Below are 26,493 nucleotides of genomic sequence, written 5' to 3' on the forward strand. Positions count from 1 at the left end.
CCTCCTGCCTTGTTGAACTAACGATTCATTTGAGCGCTAAGCGCGGCCATCTCTTCTTCCGAGAACGCAAGCAGCAGCGAGCGCTCGCCGCGCGGCAAAGACCAGAACTCTCCGGGACGAAGATGATGACGCACCCACATGTGGTAGAGGAACGTCGTCATCCCGCCGGAGCGAATCAGTTTTTTAGGTCTTCAATCTCCACGCCGAAGCCGGACAGTTCCAGCACTTTATCGCCAACGGCATCCAGCTCACCCGCCAGAAGCATGCGGCGAACCGCCTGCTCTCCACCGGACAGCTTCATGCGGCCCGTGATGCGATTGTCTCCCCAGCCGGACAGCTCCAGTCCGCGGACATTCATTTTTACTGTGGCCTCGGAAATCAGCAGAGCATTGAATGTTTCGGTATCCACTTTCTCCTCGGTGCGCCCCTTCGTCGTCTTGCGAATCGTGCAGCGCTCGCGAATCTGATCCACCTTGGACGAAGTCAGTCCACGCAAAGTAAGCAGCAGGTCCAGACGCTGAATGCGCACATTCTCTTCAGGCAGACGTTCCGCTGCTTCAAACAATTGATCCAGAATCTGTTCCTCGGACAATTTCTCGTTCATGCTCATAAGTCGTATTCTCCTTTTTTATTCCCATATGTTCTCTTATACGGCTGACATTTCAGCTTCACCTAGTAAGGTCATCTAAGACACCAAAAAGACCGAGATGTCCTCGGCCTGCATTAGTGTTCTTGTTTGTTTCTTCGCAATTGTTATACGGAGCCTAGTTCGCCACAATCGGATTCAGCAGCTCAAATCCTTCGAAAGTAAATCCGGTCTCCTCAGGCACTTCCTCGCCTGCCGTCCAGTTGGCGAGCTGGATTTTATCCACCATACATCCCTTCAGCAGCACACTTTCATGTCCATACGACTCGGGATCATCCAGCTTCGAGATAATCTGAAATTTAGTGAAACCACGCTGGATCATATCGGATGTGACTTTGTAACCTGTCATCGTACCTGTACCCTTTTTGGCTCCGTTTTTATGTACTTTCCAGTCATTGCCGACCAGATTCAGCTCCCGCTTCTCAATCTCCACGCTGGCCTCCAGCTTGTTGATGTTTGTCTGCCATACGCCATCCATATGCAGCTGACCATGTGTACCGAGAATCACTCTTGATGCATCCAACATGTATAATTCCTCCTTATTATGGTTGAGCGGCTGCCCTTACACGGTATAACTGCGCGGTTAGAACCCTCTTCCGCTCGCAATTCCTCCTGCAGACCATCCGCTCAGCATGTCCTTCTGCTTTTACCAAATCGTTTATCTACCTGCCTATTAACCTGCTGTCAAGACTTCCTTACTGCACGTAAAACGTACCGAACAGCTGCTCCATCACATCCGTCAGCTTCACGTTCCACTGCAGGAAGACCTGATCTGCCTCCGGTTTCAGCACCGGGGAGGCACCGTAATATGCCGGGTCGAGAACGACGTCATACCCTTCGGCTTCAATGACATTGCTCTGTGCCAGCAGCGCCAAATAGGCCTTCATCGCACCAATGAGTGCCTGACGACCTTCCTCCGTATTATTCACTTTGCCGATATACGTATCTTCTGCGGAACGCTGCAGATCCGTATTGATTGCATCCATTACACGGATGGAACGAATTTTTTTCCAGGCATTATTCTGTCCGGCAGCTGGTGTTACCAGGGTGTTCACACCGCGAAGCGCTTTAACCCGGCGGCCATCGTGGAAGAAAATAAATACCCCATTCTGTACAGCCTGCTCCTGTTCGGCGCGTGTCCAGCGGCGGGTGACATCATCAAACGGCGCTGCCGCATACGTTGTCGATTCATTGAGACGCTGTCCGGCAATAAGACCCGCTACATAAGCGGATGTTTGAGCAGAGCTGTAGAACGCATCGCCCAAACGCACGCCCGTGCCCACATTAATCACACCTTCATGGTTCAGTGTATGTGAACGTGTCGCCGCCTTCTGAGCTGCAGTCGCCGAAGTGTCATCTGCTGTGGAGCCGCCAAATACAGCCATCACGGGTTTACCTTCACCGCGCACACGCTTCACCCATGCAGCATAGCTGGCAAGCAGTGCTGCATCTGCCGCATGATCCAGTGCCAGCACATCGAACTGCTCCCCTTCCAGTGCTCCCTGCAGAGCAATATATTCCGCATTAGTCAGCGCATCGTTTCCACTTACGCCGCCTTTGAACGCCGCACCCGATACGTTCGCAACCTCTCCTGTCCCATCTCCAATCGCCTTAGCTGTGATCCAGATATTCTGCTCATCCGCATTCATCGCTTTGGCCAGAGCAGCCGCCGTAACGTCTGCCGTCAGGAGCGCGTACAGCATGCGGCTTCCTTCAAACAGACGCACTTCAAACTTCGTATTATCAATGACACCCGGCTGGATCGTCACATAGAATCCATTGGCACGGTCGCCCGGATATTTCGCATCAAGCTGCAGCACATCCGCACCGTCACTATCCTTCAACGTCAGAGCAGCTGCTTGGGCGGTCGAACTTGCGACACGATATGCAAGCAGCTTCTTCGGGCCGCCCAGCAAAGCCAGCTTCAGAGACGTATACGCCGTCCCGTTATCCCCTGCATTTGCCGCAAACGTACGATCAATGGCTGCTTCACTGCCAATTTCCACAAATGTGCCAACTGGACCCCAATTAGCCTTCACCGGCACAACAACGGTTCCACGACTGCCTGCCTGAATGGCCGAAGACGCTGCCGCCTGAAAATTCATATATAAGCCCGGAAGTACCGGACGATTGGTTTGCTCCCATGTTCCACCTGCCATTATTCCTTCACCTTCGCTTTCAAAAATTGGTTGAGTCGTACCTGTGCTTCTTCAATAGAAAACGTCTGCTGCGCCGCTTCGTGCAGCGCACCAACCAGCACCTCTGCCTTCACGGCAAAGAGGGCTTCCGAATGATTCATCAGTTCAGCCCGCGTATACTGCGGAAGAACCGTTATCTTTTTGTTCACCGAGCTGGGCATGTTTCTCTTCACCTCATGGATTCACTTCAATTCATATGATCTGAGGCCGCCTGCCAATATCGGCCCCTCTGGACTTCCATTTACTGTATCCCTTTGGTATGGTGGATTTCGCGCATAAGCGGTGCACTCGTAACCGGACGACGCATCCGCTGCGTCAGCGTTAGACGAATCTGTCCATTCAGATATGCATCGGCTTGCAAATCCGCTGCTGCCTCATCTACCGTCATATAACGCATGCTGCTTTCGCCACCTGAGTCAGCTCCATCACCTTCACTGCTCAATGAGGTGACGGCGATTCGGGATTGAAGCGCCAGCTGCTTAACCAAATGACTTATCGTCTGCTCTGTCAGACCTGTGTGATCTGTCAGGACATGTCCGACACATTGTTTGCGCACCTCCATTGCGGCAGTTCCTGCCGCCGCGGTACTGCACCCGGTCAAACGCCATAATATCGATGGCATTGTATATCCTCCCGGCCAGCGGTCTGTGTACACCGAATAGTCTGCGCTTAACTCATTTACGGTCCACCGCTGCAGCGCAGCAAGCCAAGGATCACTTGTAACAGCAGCATTTTCAGAAGTAGAGGCACGCTGTGGTTCGGGAATGTACACACCAAAACGCAAGCTGCGCGTAACCAGCCCTGATTCGGTATCCATGCGCTCACTGTCCGTTGATCCCAGATAGATGCATGTAAAAGCGCCGCCTGCCTCATCCTCCAGCCGTACTTGGTGGAGCCCTGCAATCAGGACTGCAGACCAAGTTTCTATCTGCTCCGCGCCTCCATCTTCCTGCCGGGCATAAGGCGAAATCTTGATGATCCGCCGATACCCTGCCCAGGTTGACTTCGGTACTTCTTCCGCAAAAGCGGCCACGGCACACGGACCTGACAGTACTTCACCCGAAGCTGGCACATCCTGCACGCGGCCTTCCCATGCGGGGACCAGAGCTGTCAGCTTGTTTTTTAACGTCTTTTTGATACGTGTACTGAGCCGAATATTCGGTCCGGTACTGCTGCCGCTGTGGCTTTGTTCACTGCCTGCTCCACTGCTTGCTTCATGACTTATAGACACATTCATTTCGCCTCCTTCTGCTGTAAAAATAATTTCTGTCCCCATGTTACAGCAGCCATGCGGCAGTTCAGGACTCCCCCCTTTTTCCGCACTCCATGTGGAACCGGATCACATGCAGGGACAACTTCACCGCATCAAAAAGACCAGCCATCCTGGCTGGTCTGTACATTAGCGTATGTGCTTTCGGTGTGTCCCCTGCGATTGATCCGATAATACAATCTTACACCCTTTCTCCCCAAGCGCGGACGGTCATTCGGTTGACTTCAGTGCGATTAAGGGAGAAGCTTGGGCGGTAAAAAGACGAGTTAAGATGGCCATTTCTTAATCAAGCGTCTGGCTATACAAATTGCAAAATTATACAATAGATTGAAATCTGTATAACTCTAAAAAGGGAGCCTGCCATGAAAAAAAACCTCACGCTTTACTTATTTATGCTTATCTTCAGTTACTGCACAGGTTTAGCAGCGTATGCACTCTTGTTCAATGTATTTTATAACGAGTCCATTACGGATTGGGGTCAGCTCATGATCTGGACTGCGCCAGTCTACTTGATCTTCAATTCAGCCTGCTTCATTCTTTCCTATGTTCTGCTAAACACCGTTCAAAAGTAATTCTTTTGGACACAAACCCTTCTCTTCGTCATTTCAAGCGCTTTTTCGGTTTATTTAATCCCGTTTATGTCAGGGATATTTATGATTAGACCCAACTTTATATTTACGAGAGAAGGGCTATCCTTTTACGTATTATTCGGCATCGCATCCGTCACTGCTTCATATATCCTATGGCGAGCACATCAACGAAGAGTTTGATGCTGCCTAGTTTAATCTCACCTTAGGGCTCAATGTAATCTCAAATGCACGGCCCCAAATGAAATCTGGGTTATTGTATTCCAGCAGTGCACCGTTGTAAACCGCATACGTCAGCTGCCCGTTACAGATCTGGCGAACGGCGGGATTCCCCTGCTGGAAGGCTGGTCTACTTGCCAGTTCAGCAGTGTGGGTCTGCATCAGATCACGCAGCAGGCTTTGCAGATGAGCATAATCCTCATCCGAATTGAACAGTGCCATATTTTGATCCGCCAGCGTGGCCGCATTGGTATACAGGGCGTGAGCACGTGAATAGGTGCGAACATCGGCAATAGCCACCGCTTTGTAGCTGTAATCCTTCAAAAATCGTTTAAACAGCAGCGAACCATGTGCATTCATCGCTTCCCGCAGCTTATGTTCATGCTTTTCCGTGGTGATCAGCGCATATCTCGATTGTGCCATCCCTACGGCAAGTCCGATTTTGTTCCCCGGCGTGTTCCAGGCACTATAACCAAGCACCCGTCCGGTATATGGACTGTTCAGGAGCGCTTCAGCCACATCGACATTCGCAGGCCCTTTACCCACAAAATCAATCAGGATGGATGGAAGTCCCTGTTCTCCATTTAACGCCAGACGCTCTACAGCCGCCTGCACCTGATCCAGTGCCGTTACAGCGATAACCTCCATGTCCACTGCGGTATCAGCCGCATCCTCAATGACTACACCACCCACAATATCGACATGGTGCAGGATATTTTGGTGTACGTCCATATATTCGTAGGTGTTGATAATTGTAGAACCGTGCGGGCCGAAGTATTTTACCCCATACTTTGTCTTAGCCCCACCGCGGAACAGCTGATTCGCCATTCGCGCGACCAAAGCATGCCCCAACCCGTCTGCATCCGGCAGTATGATTGCCCGATCCGGATTCTGACCATCCGTTCCGCCGAGCCATTCATTAATTCGTGCTTCCACATACTTGATTTCATTAATCTGAACGCCCTGCGTATTGGCATCATCCACACCAACAGCAAGAAAATCGATATAACCCGTGCGGGCCAGCTGATCCAGAATGTAACGATTCGTTTTGAACTTGTGCTGCCTTGTATTGTAATATTTCTGCTTATCAAAATAGGTCGTATCCCCGTATGCCTCACTCGCTGGAGATACGTTATACCCTTCAATAATATCTTCAAATTCAGTGTAGGTCTGGCGCGGCTGCTGCATCAGCGCACGGGATTCATTATACGCATCAAGCGCCAGGCCATCGGCGAATGAAGTCGTCGCAAGCCGCATAATCGTGTCCATCACAAACAGCGGTTTACGCGGGTACTTTGTTTTAATGTCGCGAATAACATCCAGCAGATGAGTAGTTTGCTCATCATACGCCGGGTACGTCCCCCCACCGTCTTCCCGAAGCTGACGACTGCCAATCAGTCCGCCGTAGGCAAGCATGTCGGAAGAAATAATAAAACCATCCACCTTGGACGCGTGTTTGAGTACAAAATCATAAATTCTGGACGGATGCCCGTAAATGGGTGCGGAAGTACCGAGAAGCGTGGTACCGTCTGTCGTCTTTTCCGTATCCAAACGATTTTTGATATCCTTCAGGTCAGGTGTAATGATGTGAAGACCGGCTGCTTGCCCTTGTACAATTACGTCATCCAAATTCGCGGGACGATCATCGAGTGGAACATACAATACTGTTTTCATATCCTGTAGCCTCCTGTTTTTGATATTCTTCAATACCCGATCAGAGCAGGGAAGCAATCATCGAATAGAAAAAACCGACAGATTGCCGGTCTGATCCTTCGTCTGTGAGCTGCTTAACGCTTTTGCCTACCTGCTTGTACTTCTGCTTTCCCTCCAGCTTGCTCTCCAGCTTTCTGCCCTTCCTTGCTTCTGATCCGATAATACCATCTTACCGCCTTTTCCTTCTCACGGAGACGGCTTAACGGATGATTTACGTCGGATTGTCGATGGTTTTAGGATCATCAAATGGCGAAAAAAAGCACCTGCCGCCTGGGCAAGTGCTTCTTGATTATGAGTTATTCATTATCTGTGAATTACGGTTTGCTCGCTATTTATAGATCATGCATTCTCTGCTATCAAGCTTATGCGATAATATATCGGAAGTTCTCCCAAATCTCGGGCTCAGCTTCCACGTTCCTAGCATGGTGATAGAAGCTGAACGGGAACTTAAATACATGGCCGCCGTACCAGTCATGGCACCTACGATCCGTCAGCCAGTACTCCAGCTCATGCGGCAGTGCGCCTGAGCGTTCGGCTCGGGTTAGCGGCAGCACGTCCACAGGAGATTGCAGCGTGGCTGTTTTGTCCGTTATAACATCGATACTGCGGCTGAGACGCAAAGCCTTCACCATTTTGAGGAATGGAGGGATGCCTTTGTCAAACAATTCTCTGTAACCCAGCTCATAAAGTATATTCAGTGCATGCCCATAGGTAAGCATATGACCGATCAGATCATGGTGTGATTCTGCCTGATAGATCGTTTGAAAAGCACCCAGTTCCTCCAAAATCAGCTGCGACAGCTGCATCGGATTTTGGATTTCAAGAAAACCGTCCTTTTCTTCCAGACGCATATGGCGAATCTCTTTCACCGTGGTATTCACCCAGGATCTGCCTGGAATCGTTCGTTCGAATGATGCAATTAATTGAGCAATCTGCTCAATCTCTTCTGCTGTGCCCCATCCTTCCAGTTCGCGAATAGCCTTGAGGCTGACCGCTCCATAGATGGCCTGATGTCCCACCCAGTGCAGCTCCCCAATCGTTTGTTCCAGAGCATCGGCTATACGCGCTTCAGCTTCAACCAGCGGCAAACACGCATCTGGCAGGTCGGTCGGTGCGGGACGTGTCCCATGCTGACGAAGCATCGCTTTGGCTTCGGCGGTAACGCTGCCAGCGGCGAGGGAGGTGAGCCGATTTTCTCTTACGTAAAAATAAGCTGCAATCGCCCCTGCCCCATAGTGGGCATGCCACAGGTCTCCTGTGCGTTCCCGACTGGACGCAATGGTCGCTAATCCCTCTTCCAACAAACGTCGATCCAAGTCTGCCATCCCCCTTCAACTTATAGAAACCTCGTTAACAAGCTGGACGGACATTAATCCCCCAAAATAAAGCGTTTACTTCTATAACATGATCCGGTTCAGACACTTATGACCTTTTGGGCTGTATAAATCGAATTAAAAATGTCGTACAAGGGTACTCGGCTGGCGGCATAATCTTCCATTCCCATCAAATTGAAGCCTGCCCACGTCGCGGATTACAGCTTCCAGGGGGAAGATCAGTGCCTTTTGAGATGAGAAAAACCAGACTCGTTCCTGCTTCACCACGATAAACAAACCTCTTCGGTCGCCTACCGGAGAGAAGGTATCACTGCCCTCGCCCCAGCGAGCCAGTCCGACCTTATCCAGTTCTTTCACCGCAGCCGGTACATCCTCCGAAACCAGTCCAATCTCACACACCTGCAGGATAGCTGCTGCCGAGAATGCACGCTGCTGCTCATTATTTTCCCGATGATGGGCGATCAGCTCTACAATATTTCCGGCGGGATCTTCAAAATACAATGAATGAGAATCCCAATTGTTCGAATACGTTTCATCCCGCTCCCCATCTGTACTTAGCGTTACACGTGATGCCGCCCACTGCTTGGCTTCCTGAAACTGATTGCGCGGAATCATCCAGGCAAAATGGTAAAACGGCTCTACCGTTCTATTCGCCGCTTCAGACGCGGTGCTCCACTGCTTGAATACCATCCTGGTTGTTCCTGCCTGCAGCGTGAACGTCCCTTCCGAAGGTTGGAGTTCGGACACCGGCATACCCAGCGTAACCCCATAGAAATGGTGCAGTTCCTCCAGCTTCACGGTATAAAATAACACCTCTTCAATGATCATACGCTTCTTCCCTGCAGCTTCTCCCATTCACTCCACGGCACCAAGCCCAGTTCAGGCCTTGCTTCATCGGGCAGCACAGCGATAAATTCCAGGGAGTGACCATCCGGGTCGGCAAAATAGACGGACACCGCCGGCATCCAGCCAAACACATATAACTCCCCAATATCGTCATCCTGAAAATTGCGAGTGGCAATGCCCTTGTTTTCCAGATATTCAACCGCATGTTTCATATCCTCCAGAGACACGTGAAAAGCAAAGTGCTGGCGCTGCACCTGAGCAGGGTCCTTCTCCCACAGCCCCAGCATCGCATTACGCTCGCCGCCTACCCAATAGAACGAAACTCCGCGCTCCGGTTGTCCATGTGCATGAGTCAATCCCAGTACCTTTTCATAGAAATGATGTGACTTCTCCAGATTCGTAACATTAAGATGGGTTTCATATATGCCCTTAATCATGATACATACCTTCTTTCCAGGTTCATTACCAAAATTTTAATTATTAAAATGAGTGATGGTCGGCTTGTCATTCCGAGCTGCTCTACAGTGCCTTCTTTGCGGCCGTTAACGTCTGAGCCAGATTCAAAAATGAACCCAGCACTCGCTGTACCCTGTCCTCGACATCCTGGCTTCCCTCGAATTCCTCGTATCCATCCAGTGCTGCTTCAAAACGTCTGCGCTGTGCTCCCCCAATGGAGATCCATTCCGGGGCATTGATGCCGTGCAGATTGCGAACCATCGTCTGCATCTGGGTAAGCGAACTTACGCCCACTGCTCCTCCGGCAGAGCTGATCGACAGAACCGGTTTACCACTGAAATGTGCCTGACTGAGATGGTCCAGCGCATTTTTAAGCACACCGCTGATACTGCCGTGGTACTCCGGGCTGGATAAAATAACAGCATCTGCTGCAAGCATCAAGGCATTCAAAGCAGCCAAATGCTCGTCTGTATCCTGTTTTTCATCCGGAGCGTAGAACGGCAGCGGTTTTTCATATAGATTAAACAAGTGGGCTTCATGCCCCTGTGCTCGAATAATCTCTGCTGCATATTCACCCAAACGTGTGCTGGTTGCGTTTTTTCGATTGCTGCCTGCCAAAATTACGATATTCATGTCTTTATTCATGTCATTCACTCTCCTGTGTTTTAGTTCGAACCGAATGTGTTGGTATACTCCCGAATTCTCCTGCCGCTTCAGTTTGGACTGTTCTGATCTTCATCCTGTCTTTATCCTTATTTTACCTTGTATGTATGGCCGAATTCGTCAGCTAATGGACTTAACTTCCGCACAAAAAAACTCAACCTTTCGGTTGAGTTCATACGACTTTAGTCTGAGTTTGTCTGAATTTGGCGGCTGCTTCGCTCACAGTTCCCAGCCATTCCGGACAGCATGAAGTGCTGCCTGTGTGCGGTCTGCCAAGCCTAACTTATCCAGTAGATGACTGACATGTGTTTTTACCGTTTTTTCCGTAATGACAAGTCGAACTGCAATCTCCTTATTGCTCAGTCCTTGGGTGAGCAGTCCCAGCACTTCCCGTTCACGGCGAGTGAGTATACTCAGGCCAGTCTTTGACAATTCGGACAACACGCCTGTTTCGCTCCATTGACTTGACTTACTTGATCCGCTGTTTTGAACAGCCTGCGGGATCGTCTCTTGATCTAAACGCGGTAGAGAAGCTGCATTGTTTCCATCTTGTGCTGCGCACAGAGACTCGGACAGCGTATCCATAGACGCCATAACATGCATCAATTGACCTGCGGCCGCCGGATGAAGTTCGACCTGGCCTGAATATACATTCCGAATCGCAATGGCTAAATCCTCCGGTTCAATATCTTTGAGCAGATAACCCTTCACGCCTGCACGAACAGCAGGAACAACATGATCCTGGTCCGAGAAGGAAGTCAGCACGATGATCCGTGTATCGGGCAGCAGACTGCGCAGGTGTCTGGCTGTTTCGATCCCATCCATAACGGGCATGTGAAGGTCCATCAGCACCACGTCCGGTCGCAGCTCCTGCGCCAGTGCCAAAGCTTCCTGTCCGTTGGACGCTTCACCAACCACCTTCATATCCTGCTGTGTTTTCAGAAAAACATGCAGGCCCCGTCTGACCATCGCGTGATCATCGGCAAGTAAAATTGTAATCGGCATTGCTGCCAACCTCCTGACTTTATTCAGATTCATATGGAAGTGGTATGACTGCCGTTACGGTTGTTCCTTTCCGTGAAGAACTCCATATTTCCAGCCTGCCGCCCAGCGATTGTGCACGCTCTCTCATAATCGATAAGCCCAGTGAGTTTTCAGAGGATGGTTTACGCCGTTTGGCGCCCCCCTTTCCCCGATCCGAGATCGTGAGCTTCGCTTCGTGTTCATTACACTCAAGTAGAATGTTTGCGGTAGACACTTCTGCGTGCTTTCGAATATTGTTAAGCGCCTCTTGACCGATACGCCATAACCCTTCTTCCATGACACGTGGAATAGAGCGTATCCCTATTCGGTCAGCGACCACTTGAAGCCCCTGTTTGGTTCCATACTCCTGCAGTGCACTCAGCAGTCCGGCCTCCAGTCCAGCTGGACGAAGCTGCATAATAAGCGCACGCATTTCCTTGAGCGCCTCCTGAGATAAAGCTCGTATATCTTTCATGGCTTCGGCTGCCGGATGCCTCGGCTCCGTGCCCGACAGCATACTTTCTGCACCTCTCGCCGTCAACGATAAAGAGAACAAAATCTGATTGACCGAATCATGCAGGTCCCGGGCAAGCCGATTCCGTTCTTCAAGCCTTGCCAATTCACGTCTGTGATCTGCAAGCTTCAAGCTCTCTCGGGCAGCGATAATGTGCTCTGCCAAAGCCTCCATCACTTCGCTGTCTGCTCTGATCAGACCCAGGGATCGTGTCCCTGTGCCAATAACCAGCACACCAGGTTCCTCCGGTGAAGGGTAGGGCAGCGGTACACCAATTCCGGTTCCAAACTGTCGCGAATTCAGTTCAAGTTGATCCGGGCCGAATATGTCAACCAGTTCATCTGCTGTCAGCACGGCTGCACGATAATGATCAATGATACGATCCATAAGACGTGTCCCTTCCAGTGAAAGGGGGGCTGCTGCACCCATGCTTACGTGACCATCCGCATAAACTGCCTGTATATGAAATCTTTCATCCGTCTGTTTAATCAGTGCAGCAAACGGGCAGTCAAAATGTTTTCCCAGCAGCCTTACCACGGTGCCAGGCAATGCATCTGTCTCTGTGCATTCATTGACTGTAAGACTTAATGCTGCACCGAAATCCCCCAGTCTGGCATACAGCTGAGCCCGGCGCTGCTCTGCACGATACAGCCGCATCCGCTCCATCGCACTGCCGATCTGATAGGCAACCGCCTGTAGAAGTGCCAGCTCGCTATCGCTAAAATGCACCTTGTCAGGCGCAGCCACATTAAGCAGTCCCAACATCTGTTCGCCCGAACGCAGCGGAACTGTGGCATGGTGGGTAATATCGGATGTATCCCCCCACTTGAATTCCACCGCATCCTCCAAGCGCTTGCAGTTAATGATGTTAACCGCGTACTGCAGCCTGCCATCCCGGAAACGATTGACACACCAGCATGTTCCTGTACGCATCGGCTCTTTGTCATTTCGCATCAATGCCGGAGGCAGATTATAATCCGAGACACAGGTATATTCTCCGCGTTCGTCGATCAGAAAAAGCCAGCCTGCAGATAACCCGGTCAGTTCAAGTAATTTGCCAACAACCTTATCCAACATCAGGCTGAGATCATTGGAGGTATTCAATGTTTCCGCAATGGTCTTCAGCGTTGCCATCTCCTGCATTCCAACCTCTTCCGGCATAACTTCCTCCCTTCCGCTGCTGCACACCGTAATTTTGTCCCAACTATTGTAACCAATCCCCCGGCGATATTAAAGCTTCAACTTTGAGCCGAAAGCTCAGCCGAGCTTTTGCCGCTCTTTTCTCTTCAATGATAAAGGTTCCATATTAATCAGCCCGCGATCAGACAAGGCCAGCGCCATTTTATAGAAAGCACGCGTTCGAATTTTGGTGTACGTATCCTTGCTTACCGGTGGATCAAAGACATGGTTATATATTTTATAGTCAAACACATCATCGTCCTTCATATACCGCTCCGTCACAAGCACACGTTCTTTTTCGCTGAGCCTGGACACGATATGGTCCATTGTCTCGCAGTAAGCCTGACGTGCACGCTGCACATCCACATTAAAGATTGCAGTTCTTGCCGTGGAATCACTGGTCACATTGACAGTACCATGCAAACGTTCCGTGTAACTTGCCGTTACCTGCACCTCTCGTTCTTCAAACGCAATTGTTTTGTAAATCCGATACTTTTCCAATGCAGCTTCAACAGCTGCCTGCGTTTTACGACGGTCCAATTCCGGTAACATCAATTCCATATTTGCCATATCGTTATGCCCTCCTGTTATATGTTCGTTTATATCTCCCAAAATGATGACGACTTATCTCTATCTTTTAGTGTAGACAGATTCCTGATTCATAGAATGGCTGCTTACCTCAAACCCCAACAATCGACAATCGTTTCCTTACTTAAGGTACCTATGCTGCCTTTTGGATTTGATTATTATTTACATTTTGTTCGTATATTGTTCGTATTTCTACTAGAGGATACCACTTTCTGGAGATTGAAGTAAACCTTCATTTTGGATCGTTTAGGCGATAAAATAAAACCTACGCTCTCATTTTCTATACCTTTTGGCATAATTGTTTCGTATCCCTTTACCTAATGGTATATATACGATATAGTACAGATAATTACTGAACTCGTATAAGTCATTTGTTTTTTATAAAGAAGTCCAAGGCGCTGGGAATGACTCAAGCGTTGGCATGGCGTGCAAACGTAGTGCAGGAGGCGGAATCAATTCTGAAGAAGCGAAGCGTTCGCCTTTATCCCCGGATTTCTCCCTTTAAGGAGAAGATGATATGGAATCCGGGGATAACAGCGATCGAAAGAATGATCCGCATCCGGAACGGGCAGGTTTGCAGACAGTCCCCATGAGCAGTTACAGCAGACCTCTTTATAATCACAAGCATTTATAACGAGTCGAAGGAGATGGCATAATTGTGGAGCACGCTTTTGGTCCTTATATGAAGCAGCTGCGAGAGCAGCAGGGATTCAGCATCAACCAGCTAGCCGAAGCAGCCGGAATAAGCAATTCCCAGATTTCACGTATTGAAAATGGTGTGCGCGGCGTACCCAAACCAGCGACCATCCGCAAAATTGCCGATGCCCTGGCTGTACCTTATACGGATATGATGAAACAGGCGGGATACATCGAAACAGGCAGTGAAGAAGCCTATCAGGATGTTCCGGAATGGGCTACGTACAAAGACCGGCGGGATTTCAAAAAAATGCTGGAAGATGAAGACGACCTGATGTTTGACGGCATTCCGCTGGATGAAGAGGACAAGAAACGAATCAAGGACGTGCTGACAGGTTTGTTCTGGGAAGCAAAGCAGATGAACAAACGCAAAAAGCCAGACGAATCGGACCAGCGCCCATGAGGCCAAGACGCGAGTTCAACTTACTGAAACTGCAGGTGAGATCATATGGATGACATCGTAACCAAGCTGATTCGAAAACACCGGACCAATTGTCCGTTCAGCATTGCCCGTGCTGTAGGCATACAGATTCGTTTTGCCAATCTCGGCAGCTCTACCAAAGGGCTGTATTTCCGCAAACTTCGCCGCAGATTTATCGTGATACACAATGATTTACCGCCCGAATGGCAGCGATTTGTATGTGCGCATGAACTGGGTCATGACAGGCTGCACAAAGGCATTAACCGTTTCTTTCTGGAGGAGCATTCCTACTTCGCCCCAGGCAAGCTGGAGAGGCAGGCCAATCGATTTGCCATTCAATTGTTGACGGCCGGAATTGTTCCCGAGCGGGACGAATCCCTTGAGAAATTTTGTCTGCGCACCGGACTGCCGCGTGAAGCGCAGCATTTTTTTTACATGTTTTAAGAACATATGTTCCTTAATAACACTTTGGCTGTATGTTCAAACAGCAGATTAACATGTCACTTTCAGGTTACTTATTTTTACGTAAATCACGAGATTTCCTTAGGGTAGTCTGTTAAAATACTACGTGAGCTGTGTAAACGCTCTAATAGATTACTATTTTGGGAGGTATCGGATTCATGAAAAACTGGAAACACATTGTTTCACTTCTGCTAACGGTTTGCTTACTGTTCAGCAGTGTAGGCATTGCGGCAGCAGCAGATTCCGCTCCAGGCACAGGCAAACATATTACGATCCTACATACGAATGACATGCATGCTCGTGCAGTTGAGCAATCCCCTGCCATGGGGTTCGCCAAAACTGCGGGCATCGTGGACAACTATCGCAGTAAAAATCCAAACACGCTCCTGCTGGATGCAGGCGATGCCGTACACGGCACCACTTTTGCCACACTTGTCAGAGGTGAGAGCATTGCAAAGGTCATGAACGAAATCGGCTATCAAGCGATGGTACCCGGTAACCATGAGTTCAACTATGGCTCCGATCGTCTCGTTGAACTGGCAAACATGATGAACTTCCCTATGCTCAGCGCGAATGTGAAGAAAAAAGATGGAACTCGTCTCTTCGAGCCGTACCTTATTAAAGAAGTAGATGGTGTGAAGGTCGGAATTATCGCCCTGACCACTCCGGAAACGATGTACAAAACAAATCCTAAAAATGTAGAAGGTTTGCAGATAACAGATCCTTCCGCTGAAGCCAAAACACTTGTGAATGAAATTCGCGGTAAAGTGGATGTTGTCGTGGTGCTTGGACACCTTGGACAAGATGCTTCCAGTACCGATACCAGCTTCAAAGTTGTCAAAGAGGTGCCCGGCATCGATGTTTTCATTGATGGACATAGTCATACGGTACTGAAGGACGGCCTTGTATCAGATCACGGCACATTGATCGCAAGTGCAGGTGAATACACGAACTATGTGGGTGTCATTGATCTGTGGGTAGACGGCGGCAAAGTTACGAAGAAAACGGCAGCGTTAATCGACGAAACCAAAGCCAAAGAAATCAAACCAAACGAGAAGGTTGCAGCTCTCGTAAGCTCCATTCAAAAAGAACAAGAACCCATCCTGAAAGAAGAAGTAGCGAATACCGCTGTTCTGCTGGATGGTAAACGTGAACAAGTACGTGCAGGCGAAACCAACCTGGGCGATCTGCTGGCGGATGCAATCCGTGATGTCAGCAAAGCCGATATCGCTTTGACCAACGGCGGCGGAATCCGTTCTTCGATTGAAAAAGGCATCGTGACCAAAGGTGATGTTATTACGGTTCTTCCTTTTGGAAATCAAGTGGTGACCCTTGATGTAAAAGGCTCCGATGTCCTTGCAGCATTGGAAAACGGTGTGGGTTCTTACCCTGAACCAAGCGGTGGATTCCCGCAGGTGTCCGGAATCACATTCAAAATTGATGCTGCGGCTCCAGAAGGCAGTCGTGTGCACTCCGTTATGATTGGTGATAAAGCTCTTGACCCGGCAGCAACCTATACACTGGCAACTAATGATTTTACAGCTGTCGGCGGTGATGAGTACACGATGTTTGCCAAATATCCGACAACCGGGATGTACGGTGCGCTGGATGAAGCGTTGATCAACTACATGCAGAAGCTTGGCGCAGTGGATATGCAAACCGATGGCCGCATCAGCGAAGGCGACAAATCCGCTGCCCAGCCGGAAGAAACACCAATAACTGAAATTCCAGCTCCTGTTCCAACACCTGAACCAACGAAACCTCAACCAGAGAAACCAAAACCCGAGAAACCTGTTAAGCCAGCACCAGATAAACCAACTCCAGCCCCTGCTAAACTGCATATTGTAAAATCAGGAGAATCTCTCTACTCGATCTCCAAACAATATGGAACAACTTGGCAGGCACTGCAGAAGCTGAATAAAATCAAAAATCCACACCGAATCTATCCAGGTCAAACTTTGAAATTGCCAGCTGCTTCTTAATTCAAGCCACTTCAACTGAACGAGAAAAGGGAGTCCTTACCAGAAAAAACTGGCCGAGGGACTCCCTTTCGTTTCGTTCATGTTGTGTAGAACAGCGGTGGTAGTATCGTGGTAACATCGATTCTGCAGCGCAGGCCGTCCAGATTGCAGACAAACTCAAAAATAAATCTCCTGCAACCAGCTTGCGTCTCGAATCATGACGTTTCCAACATGCTGAACTAGAACAGATTGGACTTCAATATCCGTATCTATGCGATTTGTCGTACAGATGAGGTATATCAGCTTTTAAGCAAGCTTTGCATACTTACACCAAAAATGTATCAAACAGTCAATCCGGTCCCTGCTTTATGAGCAAAAAGATGAACTAACCTATTCTTTCAGTTCGGTTGTAGTCGCTTGGTCTGATAATGTTCTGAAAATACACCCTTTTCTACTTCTGGAGTCCTCATTTTCTGGATAACCCCATGCGTATACAGCTGCTGTATAACAGTCGACATCATATTCAGTCCTATTATATATATCAATGTTATCTTTCAGGCCATACCACTGTTCCGCACTTCTCTCACGCCGTATACAAACTAAACTCGCCGGATTTGATCCGTGACATATTGAACCGCTTCCTGTGCTGTCATATGGACACGCTTCGTTTCACCTGAAGAAGCCAGTATATGAGATCCCAGCTCAACCTGCGCTTCAGCAGCACCTCTGCCGACGACAATATGTATCGGCAGTCCGATTAACTCGGCATCCTTGAATTTTACGCCCGGGCGTTCGTCCCGATCATCAACCAGCACGCGGAAACCGTAATCCAGCAGCTGCTGTTCGAGTTCAAGAACAAGCTTCTGCTGATGCTCATCCTTCCAGCTTACCGGAATGAGATGCACATCATAAGGCGCAGTCGATACAGGCCACTGAATGCCCTGCTCTGTCGCGTGCTGTTCAGCGATCGCTGCCATCAAACGGGATACACCTATGCCATAACATCCCATTACAGGTGCACATTGCCGGCCATTCCGGTCCAGGAAAGAGGCTCCCATGGCGTCACTGTACTTCGTGCCCAATTTGAAAATGTGCCCGACCTCAATTCCTTTAGTGAATACAAGCGGTTCACCACAAGAGTCACAGCAATCCCCTGCAGCAGCAAAGCGGATGCGTTCGACTTGATTCAGAGCAAAATCGACGCCTGGACGTACGCCTGATAAATGCATGCCAACTTCATTAGCTCCGGTTACTGCCTGTTTCATAGCAGCCACATCCGCATCCACAACCATTCGTAGTCCAAGTCCTACAGGGCCGAGGTAACCAACGGCGAGATTGGGATGTGAGGCAATCGATGCATCATCGGCCAAAACCAGCTCTTCTGCTCCAAGTGCCTGCTTCAGGGCGATGTCATTTATTTCATGATCCCCGCGAACAAGCGCTGCAGTAAGCTGACCATCAGCGAGATAGAGCAGTGTCTTGATCATGGTCTCTGCCTTTTGACCGAGGAATGAACTTAATTCCGCAATCGTGCGAACATCTGGTGTCGCGATGCGCTGCACTCCCGCATGAACACCTGCTTCTTGCTCTTCCGTAAGGGCTGCGGACCAGGCTGGTCGATAAGCCGCTTTCTCCAGATTTGCAGCGTAACCACAATGTTTACACGTCACAATGGTATCCTCACCTACATCGGCCAAAGCCATGAACTCATGTGTTTCCCCTTGTCCGCCAATCGTTCCCGCATCCGCCTCCACCCGGATGTATTCCAATCCGCAGCGTTCCAGTATACGGCAGTACGCTGTATTCATGGCTTGATAGGTTCGGTCCAGTTCATTCCAATCCGCTGCAAAGGAATAGGCATCCTTCATGATAAACTCTCGCCCGCGCAGCAGACCAAAACGCGGCCGGCGTTCATCCCTGAACTTGGTGCCGATCTGATATACCGTAAATGGCAGCTTACGGTACGAGTTGATCTCGTCACGAGCTAAAGCTGTAACCACTTCCTCATGGGTTGGTCCAAGTGCAAACTCCCTTGAATGCCGGTCCTTCAGACGCATGAGCTCCGGGCCGTACTGTGTGTATCTGCCAGACTCCTCCCACAATTCGGCGGGCTGCATAATAGGGAGCAGCACCTCCTGACATCCTGCGCGGTCCATTTCTTCCCGAACGATCCGTTCCACGTTCAGAAGCACACGCCGTCCGAGCGGTAGATAACTGTATACACCGGCTGCCAATTGGCGAATCATGCCCGATCGCAGCAGCCAGCGGTGCCCTGCCGCATCAGCCTCTGCAGGTGCTTCACGTAACGTTGGAATAAACATTTCACTTTGGCGCATCTCTATACACTCCTCGTTTCGTCTGATTGCAATCATGTGAAAATATCAGTCCTTAAACAGCAAAAAGACACATTCATCAAGGGACGAATGTGTCGTGGTACCACCCTTATTTAACTGCACACGATCCGTAAACGCGTAAAATTACACAGGTTCCGGCTGCAGTCCTATGAGGCATAACGGGCCCTTCCGGCGCAGGCTGCATCCCTTATTCTGCAAAGGCATTCTCCTGCGCAGCTGGCGAGGTAGGAATTATGCAGCAGCAGCAGGAATGTTGCACCGATCCATTCCCTCTCTGTTGAAGCCAGCTTACATAATTATGTCCTCGATATACGCTGTTCTCATTTTTGATCACATTAGAACATTTACAAGCACTTGTCAACAAATCATGTTCTTAACAATCCTTAAAACAATTCCATAACAATGGCTGACATGGCTCAACGTTCACTGTAAAATAGAGAAATGAAATAACATTTCAGGATCGAAAATACAGATCCCGAATGAAACTTGTACTCTTCATAAAAGGAGTTTATCTTATGCCATATATTATATATGATCTTGAATTCACAGTAAGCCGCAATACGCGCTATTCTTCTGAAATTATTGATATCGGTGCCGTCAAAGTGAACGAGGACCCTGCGGCTGGCCTTGTAGTCACTGATACCTTCCATACGTATGTCCGCCCTTCGAATAAATCTGTCCTGTCCACCGACACGGTACAGTTCACAGGCATTACCCAAAAAGACATTGACGCTGCCCCATTGTTTCCGGCCGCGCTCAGTCAGTTTATCGACTGGATGGGCACCGAACCTTATTATATGTGCTCATGGGGACCGGACGACCGCAGTAAGCTCATCTCCCATTGCCGTACACACCAGCTCGATGTATCCTGGATCACCAATCATAATGACCTGCAGCAGCAGTGGTCACGGGCCATGCGCAAAGAAGGAAAGTTCCGGCAGCTCGGGCTTGCCCAAGCTCTTGAACTCTGTGGAATCGAGTTTGATGGTACACAGCACCGTGCTCTGGATGATGCCATTAATACGGCCAAAGTGTTTATCCATCAGTTTGATCAGTTCAAGCTGGAAAACAACTGTGCAGCCGATGATGAAGGCACAGCCTCCAAAGTGGTTTATTCGAGCGCTGCCGATGATGAAGAAAAAGAATCACCATTTGGCAATCTGGCCGATCTGTTCAAAGGCAAGGTTTAGTGCGGCCTAGGGAACCATATATTCCGATTATCTTTGGTTGTATACCTGCTGCCAGCGTTCCAGTCGTTCCTGCATGAGGACTCGGCAGTGCTCCGGTTCGAGAATTTCAGCCTCTGGTCCATACTTGGATATCCATGCGAGCATTTCCTCAATATCACTAAATGCAGCTTCAAACAGCAGGGTTCCTTCGGGCTCTATGGTTAGAATGGGACGTACAAAAAAGCTTTCCTGCATTACACGTTCGACGACAAGGGAAGAAAATCGGATTTTAACAGCGTCTCCCTCCGTGATCCCTTTCGTAATCCAGGGAGCACGGAAATAAGACTGGATCAAATAATCATTTTTGCGGAAGGTACGCGGCATCATTCGTAAGTCATGCATTCGGTTTACCTGGAATGTCTTCATTCTTTCGGACAGGTGACAATAGGCTAACAGATCAAATTGATATTCCCGAGGAATCAGACAGTAAGGATCAATCCGAATCTCTCTCATCTCTCCATGATACAGATAATTCCCTTCAATGCTGTTTTGCGAAATTCCGGCTTGAAGCAGCGTAAGAAGGGAATGATTCGGTTCATGTCCGTCATTTTTCTGCCAGGCAGCTGCTCCTTCTTTGAACATTTCTCTGATCTGCTCAGACCATTCCACCCGCTCGGTCTTGTTTTTCTGACTTGATGCTACCACCTTCTCATAGGCACTCTCAAAAGCTGGCTTTAACAGTGGACGTATATGTTCCATAACGTCGGCAAGATGCATGAAAGCTTGCGCTTCCTCGTCAGTCCAATTGAGCGGATACATGGCAAAATGGCTGATAAACATGTACCCTCTTCCATGTCCCATGTTAGCGATCGGAATATGCATTGCGCTGAGGGCCTCCATGTCGCGGTATATCGTCCTTTCCGTCGTCTCGCATCGCTCGGCAAGCTCCCGGGCAAGAATGCCTGGCTTGGCTTGTACCAGCGTAATAATGCGCATTAATCGGATTAGTCGGTCTGTCATTTTGCCGGGCCCTCCATGATGTTGTTTCAATTCGTGTGATACAGCTCCATCCTCGACTGAGATAGTATTGATATATACATTCGACTTATTGTTTGACTTCACCTTCAAAAAATATGTAAACTCGTCCTCTTAAAACTGCACTCATTCGACTCCGTTTTATTCACCTAACACTGCACTTTCACGATTTCTGTAACCGGTTGTAAATGTAATCCCATAGTGATAACGAAGCTTCTCAACCATTTCAGCTTCTGTGTAATAATCCAGATCCTGTTTGCGTGCAGCTTCGATCAGCAGTGCATCTGCATGACGGCGCAGCAGGTCACTGCCCTCCTCGATCCGGCCTCGTTCATAGGCACGCAGCGCTTGTTTAAGAAGTGGTACCGTTTCGTTCAGCTTTATCGTCTTCTCTACTTTTGGGTCCTCTGGCTGCCGAAGCATGCCCAGATGACTTGTGTACTGAATGTAGAGCTGTTCCCTGCGGAGAAGTACACGCTGGCTCTGCTTCAGTTTGCGTGTGCTCCAATAGGCAGAACATACAGCAGCTTTACCAGAGACATGAGGGCCCACGGAGAATTCCAGCAGGATCTGCTTACTCTCTCCTTTGTAAACGTCACCAAGCCTGAGTACCCAACCTATATCCGTTTCTTTGGACCGGCAGCCATAGATGCCTTTAAGTTGAACTCCATGTTCCGGTTTGAGCAAGAGCTCTAAATCTCTCGACAAAATTTTGGGTGCTATTTTCCTAAGTCTTTTGGCAGGGGCTCCGTAACGCCACTCTATCATCATATATACGGGATCGGCTCCCCCTGTCGGTATGGCCTCTTTATTCCACGAATAAGATACTTCAAAGACTGAGTTCACTGGTAGTCTCTCCCCCGATTTATGTGTATTATCTTCTAAGTTATCAGGGTGAATGGACACTATATTGTCACGGAACATACGTTCTCATTACTTTTTTCCATTATATTAGTTTTATCTCCCTTGATCCGCCTAGAAGCGACAATAAACGACGAAAAAGCCTGGCTGTTAGCCAAGCTTTCCCCGCTCTTCTCTATGACAAGTCCCAACTTATACGGCAGAATGATCAATCTCCATTTTGTGCATGTATTGGGTACTGTCCGTTTCAGCAACAGGTGCATAAGTTACACTGTCAATAATCAGTTTGCGTCCGACTGGCTCGCCATTTACGGTAATCATAATTGTCTTCGTTGCTGTGGTCTGGTTGGATACGTACATATTATTCTACTCCTTCGTTTCACGATATTTATTTCAATCGAATGTATTGGGTTAAGGCATTATATTGCATATTTGTGAACAGGATATACGCGGAACGGAAGTCCAAGATTATGTTTTGCTCTGTTCAAGGTGCAGCTATCCTTGTATTACCCGATGATTTTTACAATTAAACATTTGTTTTTACCATCTTTTCGAGTGATTTCGGGTAATAAAACATCATCATCTTGAACCCATTCTCCCGATTATGACGTATAATGTAAGAGCCGTAATTCAACAAAAGACGACGAATTCGGCAATGAATTAATCTTACCGAAGAAAGAGGTGTACCTTATGCCAAAATCCGTTCAGGGTTATTTCATTCGGGTGTTTGTCACCACATGTATTCTGTTTACCGTCACATTCGTTTCGACTACAAATGCAGCGAGTGCCAATATATTTTCGGATATTTATAGCGGATGGGAGCGCGTGTCAGAACTGCCTGGAGAAGTGAATGCTCTACAGGAAAGCTACAAGCAGACGCTGGAGCAGTTAAATCAAACCTCCGCTCAATTGGGACAAGCCCAGGCCAATGTCGAAGCATTCAAGGCTCAAAATGATCAGCTCCTCGCCCAGAACCAAAAGCTGACGGAAATGGTCAGTAAACTGCAGAATGATCAGGATGCCAGAACAGCCACCGCACAGCGAATTCAAACGATGGTCATTACTGTCGCTGCTCTCATATTAGGTTACTTCCTATTGATTCGCGTGATGCGCTGGGGAATGCGCCGCAGATCCGGCCGATTATAAAAGAACAGGAGCAACTGCATGCAAATACATCTAAATCATGCTGAAAATGGCGGAGTCGGGCAGGTAGTCACATTTTCGCTAATCCAGGATGACCGCCTTCATATTTTGCATCCGCAGCAAATCGTCGCTTTTCGCGGGCCCAGCAGCGCCAGACAGGATAAATTGTTGAACATTTCGGGCATATATCGCAAAAAAAAGCTGATCAAATCCGAAATTACCGGTCCATGCCAGTTTGTCGCTGCCCTTCCTCCCGGATTTACTATGAAAGAAGTGGAGCTTACCGAGCACAGTGATCTGCTCTACGATTTTCGCCATTTGTTTTTTTACTCTGACGGTATCACGATGCAGACCAAAATTCAGAAAATTAAAAATATGCTGATTACCCGAGATGCTGTGAAGATGAAGTTTTCAGGTAAAGGCAGAATCGGCTTGCTGACACAGGGCCACGTATGTCAGCAAGAACTGCATCCCACTGCCCCGCTTTATGTCGATGCCGGGAGTATCATTGCCTACCCTGAGAATGCTCATCTAGAATTAACCGTATATGGAAATAATCTGGCAAGCCAGCATATGAACTATCATTGGAAAATGACGGGGCAGGGTTCAGTGCTTTTTCAAGCCGGACGGGAAAACCACAAGCTGCAGCAGGATATGAACGACGAAGGGTTGTTCAAACGTATACTTAAAGAAGTTATCCCTTTCGGCAATGTCATTATTAAATAAACCGGGATTGAAACTCCATATGCCGATCGGGCAGTGATGTGGTATACTGTTCCCGGACAATTAAAGAAGAAAATCCATGCCTATGGCATGGGAGAGGTTCGCGAACTCCCTCTACAAGACTTGACCTGCATAGGGTCGCTGCAGTCTTGCGTACAGATTTCGGTGGTTACATATAAACTTCACAAGCTAATGCTGTTTATATGCTGACACCGTGTACGTAAAAAACTAAGGACACTTGCTTATTACCGTTTTTTGAAGCGGTTATTAAGAAGGTGTGTTTTTTGATGGATGCCAGTTCATGAACTTCTCTGTTCTTCCGACATTCCCTGCTTCGCTGCAGGGGTGATCTCAAGAAGATGGAGAGGTTTTTTTATGTTGAACAAAGAAAAAGCAGTCGTTGTATTCAGCGGCGGACAGGACAGTACAACTTGTTTATTCTGGGCGAAACAACAATTCGCCGAAGTTGAAGTGGTTACGTTTGATTACGGACAGCGTCACAAGCTGGAGATTGAATGTGCAGCTGCCATTGCGAAGGATCTGGGTGTGCAGCAGACCGTACTGGATATGAGCTTGCTTAACCAGCTCGCACCAAACGCTCTCACACGTTCCGATGTGGAAATTACGCATGAAGAAGGCGAGCTGCCCAGCACATTTGTTGACGGAAGGAACTTACTGTTCCTCAGCTTTGCCGCCATTATGGCGAAACAAAAAGGGGCTCGTCACCTGGTTACAGGTGTATGCGAGACTGACTTCAGCGGATATCCCGATTGCCGGGATTCGTTTGTGAAGTCGATGAATGTGACCCTTAATCTGTCGATGGATTATCCATTCGTCATTCACACTCCGCTGATGTGGCTGGACAAAGCCCAGACGTGGAAAATGGCCGATGAACTGGGTGCTTTCGATTATGTGCGTGAACGTACGCTGACCTGTTATAACGGTGTCATCGGTGATGGATGCGGTGAATGCCCTGCCTGCAAGCTGCGTAAAGCCGGGCTGGATCGTTATGTACAGGAACGTACAGCCGCTCGTACTACAGCACCTTCCACTGGAGCAGATGCATGATGAGAGAGCCTGGAACATTTCGAATCGTTGAACGGCTGCAGCGCATCGACCAGGATATTCTGCCCACCCAGCTGAGATATCATCGCAAACGGGTACTGGTCAGCAAAGAGTTTACTTTTGATGCGGCGCATCATCTGCATTGTTATGAAGGCAAGTGCAAAAACCTGCACGGCCATACGTATAAAGTGGTTTTTGGCATTAGCGGTTATCCGGGTGAAACCGGGCTGACGGTTGATTTTGGACATATCAAGGATATCTGGAAAAGCCGGATTGAAGGTTATCTGGATCATCAATATTTGAACGAAACCCTGCCTCTGATGAATACGACAGCTGAAAATATGGTTGTCTGGCTGTTTGAACAGATGGAACACGCTTTACAATCGGAGCCTTATGCCGGGCTCACGGACGGCGCCCGCACCGAATTTGTGCGCCTCTTCGAAACACCAACCAGTTATGCCGAGGCAAGACGGGAGTGGATGATCGATGCGTAGTGTACAGAACGAACCGGGGGCGAATCTCCTTGCCGCACCGCCAGTCCGCGCCGGGGAAGCACGTATCCCTGTCATGGAGGTTTTTGGTCCGACGGTTCAAGGCGAAGGCATGGTGATCGGACAAAAAACGATGTTTGTTCGCACCGCGGGCTGCGATTATCGCTGCTCCTGGTGCGACTCGGCCTTTACCTGGGACGGCAGCGGCAAGGACCAGATCCGCATGCTCACGCCGGAGGCGGTATGGGATGAACTGCGCCGCCTGGGCGGCACGCGTTTCTCCCATGTGACCCTCTCCGGCGGCAACCCCGCCCTGCTGGCTTCGCTGGGCGGGCTGGTTGCCCTGCTGCGGGAGAACGGCGTCCGCACCGCGGTCGAAACGCAGGGCTCCCGCTGGCAGTCATGGCTGGCGGACATTGACGAAGTCACGGTCTCGCCCAAGCCGCCCAGTTCGGGCATGGACACCGACTGGTCCGTGCTGGATGATGTGATCGGCCGTCTGGACGCTGGCCCGGCCGATCGAAGTCACAGTCTGAAGATCGTGATCTTCGATCAGGCAGACTTAGATTATGCCCGCCTTGTGCATGCACGATATCCGGGCACATCTTTATTTTTACAAACCGGGAACCCCGATGTTTCCTCTGTGGATACACCAGATCTGGCCGCTTCCCTGCTGACCCGTTATGAGTGGTTGATTGATCAAGTAAGTGCCTCGGACGATCTAAATAATGTTCGCGTGCTGCCGCAGCTGCATACACTCGTATGGGGTAACAAACGCGGTGTTTAATCCGCTCGCCGCTCTATAGGGCTGGGATGAAAAGCTCGCGAGTCGGAAGAGGAAGCTTGAAACTTTCGATCAAACACAAACACGTTAAA

At 49.1% G+C, this 26,493-nt stretch carries 28 protein-coding genes; 10 read left to right on the forward strand and 18 right to left on the reverse strand.

Going from position 1 to position 26,493, the window contains the following annotated elements; genetic code table 11:
- Positions 1-17 precede the first annotated feature (17 nt).
- The 6 genes from ABXS70_RS20055 to ABXS70_RS20080 all read right to left on the reverse strand — a co-directional run bounded on the left by ABXS70_RS20055 (position 18) and on the right by ABXS70_RS20080 (position 4,075).
- On the reverse strand, positions 18-140 hold the full coding sequence (locus ABXS70_RS20055; RefSeq protein ID WP_260410751.1) for a hypothetical protein: 123 nt from the start codon (positions 138-140) through the stop codon (positions 18-20).
- 35 nt (positions 141-175) lie between these two features.
- Positions 176-610 carry a hypothetical protein gene (locus ABXS70_RS20060; protein WP_293202845.1) on the reverse strand — a complete coding sequence of 145 codons (435 nt, stop codon included), beginning with the start codon at positions 608-610 and terminating at the stop codon, positions 176-178.
- A 154-nt stretch (positions 611-764) separates the two neighbouring features.
- Entirely contained in the window at positions 765-1,172 is a 408-nt protein-coding gene (locus ABXS70_RS20065; RefSeq protein ID WP_095288940.1) for a phage tail tube protein, read from the reverse strand.
- A 169-nt stretch (positions 1,173-1,341) separates the two neighbouring features.
- On the reverse strand, positions 1,342-2,805 hold the full coding sequence (locus ABXS70_RS20070) for a phage tail sheath subtilisin-like domain-containing protein (RefSeq protein ID WP_366290314.1): 1,464 nt from the start codon (positions 2,803-2,805) through the stop codon (positions 1,342-1,344).
- Positions 2,805-3,005: a hypothetical protein gene (locus tag ABXS70_RS20075; protein WP_366290317.1), complete on the reverse strand. Its 201-nt coding sequence runs from the start codon at positions 3,003-3,005 to the stop codon at positions 2,805-2,807. The genes ABXS70_RS20070 and ABXS70_RS20075 overlap by 1 nt, the downstream gene beginning before the upstream one ends.
- Positions 3,006-3,085: 80 nt before the next feature.
- On the reverse strand, positions 3,086-4,075 hold the full coding sequence (locus ABXS70_RS20080; protein ID WP_366290320.1) for a hypothetical protein: 990 nt from the start codon (positions 4,073-4,075) through the stop codon (positions 3,086-3,088).
- A gap of 401 nt (positions 4,076-4,476) precedes the next feature.
- On the opposite strand from ABXS70_RS20080, the gene ABXS70_RS20085 reads away from it, so the two are divergent.
- The gene (locus tag ABXS70_RS20085; protein ID WP_366290323.1) at positions 4,477-4,686 is read left to right on the forward strand and encodes a hypothetical protein; all 210 of its coding nucleotides are present in this window, start codon (positions 4,477-4,479) and stop codon (positions 4,684-4,686) included.
- A 204-nt stretch (positions 4,687-4,890) separates the two neighbouring features.
- On the opposite strand, the gene ABXS70_RS20090 is transcribed toward ABXS70_RS20085, so the two are convergent.
- The 8 genes from ABXS70_RS20090 to ABXS70_RS20125 all read right to left on the reverse strand — a co-directional run bounded on the left by ABXS70_RS20090 (position 4,891) and on the right by ABXS70_RS20125 (position 13,209).
- On the reverse strand, positions 4,891-6,594 hold the full coding sequence (locus tag ABXS70_RS20090; RefSeq protein ID WP_366290326.1) for a DUF4127 family protein: 1,704 nt from the start codon (positions 6,592-6,594) through the stop codon (positions 4,891-4,893).
- Positions 6,595-6,995: 401 nt separating this feature from the next.
- The gene (locus tag ABXS70_RS20095; RefSeq protein ID WP_366290329.1) at positions 6,996-7,958 is read right to left on the reverse strand and encodes a hypothetical protein; all 963 of its coding nucleotides are present in this window, start codon (positions 7,956-7,958) and stop codon (positions 6,996-6,998) included.
- Positions 7,959-8,084: 126 nt separating this feature from the next.
- The gene (locus ABXS70_RS20100; protein WP_366290332.1) at positions 8,085-8,795 is read right to left on the reverse strand and encodes a ring-cleaving dioxygenase; all 711 of its coding nucleotides are present in this window, start codon (positions 8,793-8,795) and stop codon (positions 8,085-8,087) included.
- On the reverse strand, positions 8,792-9,250 hold the full coding sequence (locus tag ABXS70_RS20105) for a VOC family protein (RefSeq protein ID WP_342554598.1): 459 nt from the start codon (positions 9,248-9,250) through the stop codon (positions 8,792-8,794). The genes ABXS70_RS20100 and ABXS70_RS20105 overlap by 4 nt, the downstream gene beginning before the upstream one ends.
- An 82-nt stretch (positions 9,251-9,332) precedes the next feature.
- Entirely contained in the window at positions 9,333-9,902 is a 570-nt protein-coding gene (locus ABXS70_RS20110; RefSeq protein ID WP_366296703.1) for an NADPH-dependent FMN reductase, read from the reverse strand.
- A gap of 249 nt (positions 9,903-10,151) precedes the next feature.
- Positions 10,152-10,937 (reverse strand): response regulator transcription factor, encoded by a 786-nt coding sequence (locus ABXS70_RS20115; protein WP_366290335.1) that lies wholly within the window; start codon positions 10,935-10,937, stop codon positions 10,152-10,154.
- 19 nt (positions 10,938-10,956) lie between these two features.
- Entirely contained in the window at positions 10,957-12,630 is a 1,674-nt protein-coding gene (locus tag ABXS70_RS20120) for a GAF domain-containing sensor histidine kinase (RefSeq protein ID WP_366290338.1), read from the reverse strand.
- 96 nt (positions 12,631-12,726) lie between these two features.
- The gene (locus tag ABXS70_RS20125) at positions 12,727-13,209 is read right to left on the reverse strand and encodes an ArpU family phage packaging/lysis transcriptional regulator (protein WP_342556254.1); all 483 of its coding nucleotides are present in this window, start codon (positions 13,207-13,209) and stop codon (positions 12,727-12,729) included.
- Between the two features lie 682 nt (positions 13,210-13,891).
- Between ABXS70_RS20125 and ABXS70_RS20130 the strand changes: the two genes are divergently transcribed.
- The 3 genes from ABXS70_RS20130 (at position 13,892) to ABXS70_RS20140 (ending at position 16,797) form a co-directional block, all read left to right on the forward strand.
- Complete coding sequence (locus ABXS70_RS20130) at positions 13,892-14,335, forward strand: helix-turn-helix domain-containing protein (RefSeq protein WP_366296706.1); 444 nt, start codon at positions 13,892-13,894, stop codon at positions 14,333-14,335.
- A gap of 45 nt (positions 14,336-14,380) precedes the next feature.
- Positions 14,381-14,797 carry an ImmA/IrrE family metallo-endopeptidase gene (locus tag ABXS70_RS20135; RefSeq protein ID WP_366290341.1) on the forward strand — a complete coding sequence of 139 codons (417 nt, stop codon included), beginning with the start codon at positions 14,381-14,383 and terminating at the stop codon, positions 14,795-14,797.
- Positions 14,798-14,973: 176 nt separating this feature from the next.
- On the forward strand, positions 14,974-16,797 hold the full coding sequence (locus tag ABXS70_RS20140) for a 5'-nucleotidase C-terminal domain-containing protein (protein ID WP_366290344.1): 1,824 nt from the start codon (positions 14,974-14,976) through the stop codon (positions 16,795-16,797).
- A gap of 578 nt (positions 16,798-17,375) precedes the next feature.
- Here ABXS70_RS20140 and ABXS70_RS20145 read toward each other — a convergent pair.
- The gene (locus ABXS70_RS20145) at positions 17,376-19,112 is read right to left on the reverse strand and encodes a proline--tRNA ligase (protein ID WP_366290347.1); all 1,737 of its coding nucleotides are present in this window, start codon (positions 19,110-19,112) and stop codon (positions 17,376-17,378) included.
- 533 nt (positions 19,113-19,645) lie between these two features.
- Here ABXS70_RS20145 and ABXS70_RS20150 point away from each other — a divergent pair.
- A complete protein-coding gene (locus tag ABXS70_RS20150; protein WP_342554592.1) occupies positions 19,646-20,320 on the forward strand; it encodes a 3'-5' exonuclease in 675 nt (224 codons plus the stop codon).
- A gap of 27 nt (positions 20,321-20,347) precedes the next feature.
- Here ABXS70_RS20150 and ABXS70_RS20155 read toward each other — a convergent pair whose 3' ends face one another.
- From ABXS70_RS20155 to ABXS70_RS20165, 3 genes are all read right to left on the reverse strand, one after another.
- A complete protein-coding gene (locus ABXS70_RS20155) occupies positions 20,348-21,319 on the reverse strand; it encodes a WYL domain-containing protein (protein WP_342554591.1) in 972 nt (323 codons plus the stop codon).
- A gap of 156 nt (positions 21,320-21,475) precedes the next feature.
- Positions 21,476-22,180: a hypothetical protein gene (locus ABXS70_RS20160; RefSeq protein ID WP_342554590.1), complete on the reverse strand. Its 705-nt coding sequence runs from the start codon at positions 22,178-22,180 to the stop codon at positions 21,476-21,478.
- A 207-nt stretch (positions 22,181-22,387) separates the two neighbouring features.
- Positions 22,388-22,555 carry a hypothetical protein gene (locus ABXS70_RS20165; protein ID WP_366290352.1) on the reverse strand — a complete coding sequence of 56 codons (168 nt, stop codon included), beginning with the start codon at positions 22,553-22,555 and terminating at the stop codon, positions 22,388-22,390.
- 330 nt (positions 22,556-22,885) lie between these two features.
- On the opposite strand from ABXS70_RS20165, the gene ABXS70_RS20170 reads away from it, so the two are divergent.
- The 5 genes from ABXS70_RS20170 to queE all read left to right on the forward strand — a co-directional run bounded on the left by ABXS70_RS20170 (position 22,886) and on the right by queE (position 26,404).
- Positions 22,886-23,341, forward strand: coding sequence for a hypothetical protein (locus tag ABXS70_RS20170; protein ID WP_342554588.1), 456 nt, complete (start codon positions 22,886-22,888; stop codon positions 23,339-23,341).
- An 18-nt stretch (positions 23,342-23,359) separates the two neighbouring features.
- Positions 23,360-24,064: an AIM24 family protein gene (locus ABXS70_RS20175; protein ID WP_342554587.1), complete on the forward strand. Its 705-nt coding sequence runs from the start codon at positions 23,360-23,362 to the stop codon at positions 24,062-24,064.
- Between the two features lie 375 nt (positions 24,065-24,439).
- Positions 24,440-25,129, forward strand: a complete 690-nt coding sequence (queC, locus tag ABXS70_RS20180) for a 7-cyano-7-deazaguanine synthase QueC (protein WP_342556252.1) — start codon at positions 24,440-24,442, stop codon at positions 25,127-25,129.
- The gene (gene queD / locus ABXS70_RS20185) at positions 25,129-25,620 is read left to right on the forward strand and encodes a 6-carboxytetrahydropterin synthase QueD (protein WP_342556251.1); all 492 of its coding nucleotides are present in this window, start codon (positions 25,129-25,131) and stop codon (positions 25,618-25,620) included. The genes queC and queD overlap by 1 nt, the downstream gene beginning before the upstream one ends.
- Positions 25,621-25,693: 73 nt before the next feature.
- Positions 25,694-26,404, forward strand: coding sequence for a 7-carboxy-7-deazaguanine synthase QueE (gene queE, locus ABXS70_RS20190; RefSeq protein ID WP_366296708.1), 711 nt, complete (start codon positions 25,694-25,696; stop codon positions 26,402-26,404).
- Positions 26,405-26,493: the final 89 nt, after the last annotated feature.

The sequence above is a fragment of the Paenibacillus sp. AN1007 genome (genome assembly GCF_040702995.1).
Taxonomy (GTDB): domain Bacteria; phylum Bacillota; class Bacilli; order Paenibacillales; family Paenibacillaceae; genus Paenibacillus.